General features: G+C 36.3%; 3 protein-coding genes. All 3 read right to left on the bottom strand.

The annotated features are described in order from the left end of the window. Positions 1-141, bottom strand: a 141-nt coding sequence (locus D1606_RS11830; protein ID WP_119416220.1) for a DUF3850 domain-containing protein, incomplete at its 3' end; no start/stop codon positions are given. Between the two features lie 18 nt (positions 142-159). After that, positions 160-378: a hypothetical protein gene (locus D1606_RS11825; RefSeq protein WP_119416219.1), complete on the bottom strand. Its 219-nt coding sequence runs from the start codon at positions 376-378 to the stop codon at positions 160-162. Then, positions 378-564 (bottom strand): hypothetical protein (locus D1606_RS18765; protein WP_158582371.1); only part of this gene is annotated, 187 nt, incomplete at its 5' end. The genes D1606_RS18765 and D1606_RS11825, both read right to left, overlap by 1 nt.

Raw genomic sequence — 564 nt, 5'->3', positions numbered from 1 at the left:
ATTGCCGTTCCATTCCCTTAGCACGATTAGATCACCTTCATGAAATCCACGGTCATTCTTTCTAATTTCGAATGTTTTACGACCTTCTACAACTGCTGCAAAGTATTGTGGTAAAATCTTTAAGCTGTGAGTTATGGTCATGTTTCTTCACCTCTTTTATTACAAATACCGATTCACAAACTCATAGCATCCTGCAACATCATGAAAGATTTCTTCAAAATCAGAAGTCTCTACTACATAAAACTTTTCTGTGCGTTCAATTTGCATATCTTTCACAACTAATGCGTGCTCTGGTGTAAGCTCCATCAACTGTTGAAATACATCATCTTTTTGACGAATCTTTTCATCACAATCAAAAATGTTCAACTGAATAACCATTATGCAACACCTCTATGTTTGCTTTGAGCTGCTAAAAAGTTAACTGCATACTCCAAAGCACCTTCTCGATCTAAACCAGTTGCATCCATCAATCGAGATGTGAAATCCTCAAAATCATTTCCAAACTTTTCATCACGAAACTTCTTGTAGTTGCAATACGCAATAACGATTTGGTCGATGATGTAC

This window comes from Rummeliibacillus sp. POC4 (assembly GCF_003576525.1).
In the GTDB taxonomy this organism is placed as follows: domain Bacteria; phylum Bacillota; class Bacilli; order Bacillales_A; family Planococcaceae; genus Rummeliibacillus.
This window is presented reverse-complemented; position numbering and strand designations above follow the sequence as displayed.